Below are 3,973 nucleotides of genomic sequence, written 5' to 3' on the forward strand. Positions count from 1 at the left end.
AGGAAGAAGGGGCGGCAAAGCCCCTAGAACGCGCTAGGAGCCGTTTTTAGGGGTTGGGTAGGGGTGGAGTAGGGGTCAAGGGTGAAAACCGCCGTAGGCGGCGCGTAGCGCCCTTGACGCCTATGGAACCCCGGCAGCCTTGGCCGGGGGATGGGTTTAGGGCGAAAGCCCGCCGCCCAGCCCCCGAGCCTCCCGGCGGCGAGGGCGGGGTGTGGGGCAGCGCCCCACGGTGTTCAGGACTTCGGCAGGGTGATACGGGTCGGCAGATCGTCGGACGGGCCTTCGTCGTCCAGGAAAGCCGGTTCCTCGTCGGCGGGCCGGGTGGCGAGCCACGCGGACGCCTCGGCCAAGGCATCCTCGTAGGCGACCTTTGCGGCCATCTCGCGCTCGTTCGTCTCGTCGGTGGCCGGGAAGGCCGACAGGTAGGGCGACAGCGGGAACACCCCGCCGCCCACTTCCTCGCCGTTCTCCAGAAGCCGCAACCGCCAGCCGCCGCCGAGGTCGGCGGGGCGCGGCTCGATCTCGTAGCCGTAATCGGTCATGGCTGGGCCTCTGCTGGCTGGGCTTGTGCTGGCAGGTCGAACAGGGCGCGATCATCGGCGCGGGTCAAGGCGCTATCGAGCATCGCCAGCAGCTTGTCCTTCGGCCATTCCCCGCGCTCGACCTTGGCGAGAATCAGCGCCCCGACCAGCACCTTTCGGCGCGTGTCCTCGCTGCGCTTCCTCTTGGCGTCGGCGGCTCGCTTGCGAGCCTCGATTTGCTGCTTCTTCGCCTTGGCCTGTTTGAGCTTCGCTTCCAGTGCCGCGATGGTGTCGTCGATGCCTGCCATTGGTGCGCCTCCTGTCCGTTCGATGCCGTGCATTCTACCCCGGCGCATGGCAGGTGCGCGAGCAGGTGCGCAGGCGTAGAATACGCCGCAGCACCCACCCGCAGCGAACAGCGAAGGGCGCACTTATGCAAACTTCGTTTGCGTGCGGTCAGGGCTGCGCCCCGACACCCCGAGGAAACGCCCGTGGCGATCTACCACCTATCCGTCAAGACGATAAGCCGGTCTGCCGGTCGCAGTGCGACAGCGGCAGCGGCCTATCGTGCCGGGGTGGAGATCACCGACGAGCGCACCGGCGAGATTCACGACTACACCCGCAAGGGTGGCGTCGAATCCGCCGAGCTTGTCTTGCCTGCCGGTGCGCCAGAGTGGGCCGCCGACCGGGCGGCACTCTGGAACGCTGCCGAGCAGGCCGAGACGCGCAAGAACTCGACCGTGGCCCGCGAGTTCGAGGTGGCCTTGCCGGAGGAGCTTTCCCCCGCCGAGCGTGCGCGGTTGGCCCGTGACTTCGCCCGCGAACTGGTGGAGCGGCACGGCTGCGCGGCAGACGTGGCGATTCACGCCCCCGGCAAAGAGGGCGACAACCGCAACCACCACGCGCACATCCTGCTATCGACCCGCCGCCTTGGGCCGGAGGGTTTCACCGAGAAAACCCGCGAGCTGGACGACCAGAAAACCGGCTCCAAGCTGGTCACGCAGTGGCGGGAGCGGTTCGCCGCGCTGACCAACGAGCGGCTACGCGAGAACGGCATCGAGGCCCGCGTCGATCACCGCACCCTTGAGGCGCAGGGCATCGAGCGGGAGCCGACCCGGCACCTTGGGCCAGCGGCCACCGGCTACGAGCGCCGAACCGGCGAACCGAGCCGCAAGCGGCTGGACTTCGAGCAGGAAGCCGCCGAGCGGCTGGCCCGTGCCCGCGAGGCGGGCGAGTTGGAACGCCAAGGGAAAGCCGCCGACCGCGCCATCCTTGACCTGACCGGCGAGCTTGAGGCGGCCAAGCGTGAGCGGGCAGAGCGCCAGGCCCGCGAAGCGCGGGAGCGCGAGCAGGCCGACCGGCAGCGCCTGGAGCGCATGAGCAGCCGCGAGCTTGCCGCCGAGATTGCCAAGCTACGCCCGCCGCCTGTGCGCGAACTGGTAGAGCGTGACCCCGCCGTCATCGAGGCCGACCGGCAGCGCCGCGCCTTGGAGGAGCAGCACCAAGACGCCCGCACCCGCGAGGCGATGGCCCGCCACGAGGCCGAGCAGTGGCGGCAGGCGCACCCGCTCCGCGCCAAGGCGCACGACGCCGGCCTGTTCCGGTCGGCCTATCTGGACGAACGCGCCCAGATCGAGGCCGAGGCCCGCCAAGAGTGGCTGGCCGTTGCCCCGCGCATCGAGGACGCCGCGCTACGCGGGCGGCAGGCCCGCAGTGATGCCGAGGTGCGGATCACCGTCGAGCAGACGCCAATCCGGGCCAAGGTGGCCGAACTGGAAGCCTTGCAGAAGGAGCGGGCGCGGCAGGAGCGCGAGGCCGAGGCCAAGCGGCTTGCACAGCAGCGCATCGAGCGCGAGCGCGAGGCGGTGCCCAAGGACTTCAAGCTGATGGCGCAGAAGCGCGAGATGAAGATGGGCGGCTGGGGCGACCGGGGCGACGGCTGGAAGGCCGCGCCGGAGCCGCTCAAGAAGCTGATCGAGAGCTACAACGCCACGCCGAAGGCGCAGCGGCAAGCCGTGCTCGATCACATGATGGCGAACCCGAAAACCCGCGAGCACGTGCGCGAACTGCTGGCCGAGCAGCGGCAGAACGGCCGCGAGCAGGGGCTATCGCTCGGCTAGAGCGGCAGCGAGCCTTGCGGGTTGCGCATGAAGGTGAAGCGCACGGCCTTGACCTTGCGGCCTGCCTTGATGGGTTCCCACTGGATCAGCCAGCCGTCTTTCTCGGTCAGTTCCTTGACCGCTGGCTCGATCATCTTCCGACGCAATGCCGCGAAGTCGGCCCGCTGCTTCTCCGTGGCGTCCATCGAGGCGGCGAAGTCCTCGACGGTGTACTCCGCGACCCCGGAGGACTTGAAGCGCGTGAGCAGTTCGAGCAGCCGCCACGAGTAGGCCGAGCGCAGCGCGGATGCCTGCTGTAGCTGGTAGGTGGTGAACTGCTTGCGCAGGCCGACCAGCGAGGGAATCAGATCCGGCCACCAAGCCAGTTGCACCCATCCCTCGCCCTCGTGGTACTGGCAGCGGCCTACCCATCGCATATCGTTGCGGATGGGCTTCAAGGGCTTGCCGTTGCGCTTATGGGCAGGCTCGAAGAACGTCAGCTTGCGCTCAAACAGGTTCTTGGCCGCGTCCTGCAATGCCTCATAGGCGGTGTTCGGATCGACCCCGTAGGTTTCGGCGTACTCGGCCGCCGTGATCTTGACCGAAGGCAGTACCTCGCCGGGGCGCATGACCTTCGCGCTATCGAGCTTGGAGACGGCCATCATGACCACCCGTTTCTCGGCCAGCGTCAGCCCGTGGCCAGCCCTTGTGAGGGCGTTGCTCATCGTCACCCAACGCTCACCGGCAGGGCGTTCTACGTCCGCCGCGTCATAGCCCGCCGTGCGGTGCTGTAAAGCCGTTTTACTTGTCATTCTGCCGTCCTCCGGGTGATTCTGCCGTTCGTCTATCTCGGCAGAATAACACAATTCTGCCGTGTTTCTGCGCTTGGCAGAGTTGTGGATAGCGCCCGGAAAAAGGCAGACAAACCCGGAAAAAGGCAGAACAAACCCGGAAAAAGGCAGAGTTAGCGGGACGCCAAAAATGCCCGCAAAGCCTTTATCCATGCGGGTTTGCAGCCCGCCCTCGCGCGCGCGCGCGAAAAAACAAGAAAAAACTATTAAAAAACTCGGGGAGCGCCCGAGCCAAAGACCGGCAGCGTCGCCACTCCACCGCCAGAGACTTCGCGGGGGCGTGCCGCCCCCCCGTCCTCCCTCCGGCCTTCGGCCTCCGGTCGCGAAGTCGCCCCCCCTGTGGGAGGGCTGCGCCCTCCCCCCGCCTTCGGCGGCTCCCCCCACCCGGCGCCTTCGGCGCGGCCAGCAGGAAGAAGGGGCGGCAAAGCCCCTAGAACGCGCTAGGAGCCGTTTTTAGGGGTTGGGTAGGGGTGGAGTAGGGGTCAAGGGTGAAAACCGCCGT

Annotated in this window: 4 protein-coding genes; 1 reads left to right on the top strand and 3 read right to left on the bottom strand. The window is 67.7% G+C overall.

Features of this window, described 5'->3' with window-relative positions:
* Window positions 1-233 precede the first annotated feature (233 nt).
* Both EV683_RS14055 and EV683_RS14060 read right to left on the bottom strand, forming a co-directional pair.
* Window positions 234-542: a hypothetical protein gene (locus tag EV683_RS14055; RefSeq protein WP_131863208.1), complete on the bottom strand. Its 309-nt coding sequence runs from the start codon at window positions 540-542 to the stop codon at window positions 234-236.
* A complete protein-coding gene (locus EV683_RS14060) occupies window positions 539-829 on the bottom strand; it encodes a mobilization protein (RefSeq protein WP_131863209.1) in 291 nt (96 codons plus the stop codon). Before EV683_RS14060 ends, EV683_RS14055 begins: the two co-directional genes overlap by 4 nt.
* Window positions 830-1,012: 183 nt before the next feature.
* Between EV683_RS14060 and mobQ the strand changes: the two genes are divergently transcribed.
* Window positions 1,013-2,641 carry a MobQ family relaxase gene (mobQ, locus tag EV683_RS14460; RefSeq protein WP_131863210.1) on the top strand — a complete coding sequence of 543 codons (1,629 nt, stop codon included), beginning with the start codon at window positions 1,013-1,015 and terminating at the stop codon, window positions 2,639-2,641.
* On the opposite strand, the gene EV683_RS14070 is transcribed toward mobQ, so the two are convergent.
* On the bottom strand, window positions 2,638-3,624 hold the full coding sequence (locus tag EV683_RS14070; RefSeq protein WP_207910474.1) for a replication initiation protein: 987 nt from the start codon (window positions 3,622-3,624) through the stop codon (window positions 2,638-2,640). The two genes, mobQ and EV683_RS14070, sit on opposite strands and share 4 nt — an antisense overlap.
* Window positions 3,625-3,973 lie beyond the last annotated feature (349 nt).

Source organism: Crenobacter luteus (genome assembly GCF_004345725.1).
GTDB lineage: Bacteria > Pseudomonadota > Gammaproteobacteria > Burkholderiales > Chromobacteriaceae > Crenobacter > Crenobacter luteus.

What these genes read in the sequence shown, in the direction of transcription:
- EV683_RS14055 (WP_131863208.1), bottom strand. Translation starts at nt 542, where the DNA reads ATGACCGATTACGGCTACGAGATCGAGCCGCGCCCCGCCGACCTCGGC.
- EV683_RS14060 (WP_131863209.1), bottom strand. Translation starts at nt 829, where the DNA reads ATGGCAGGCATCGACGACACCATCGCGGCACTGGAAGCGAAGCTCAAA.
- EV683_RS14070 (WP_207910474.1), bottom strand. Translation starts at nt 3,624, where the DNA reads ATGGATAAAGGCTTTGCGGGCATTTTTGGCGTCCCGCTAACTCTGCCT.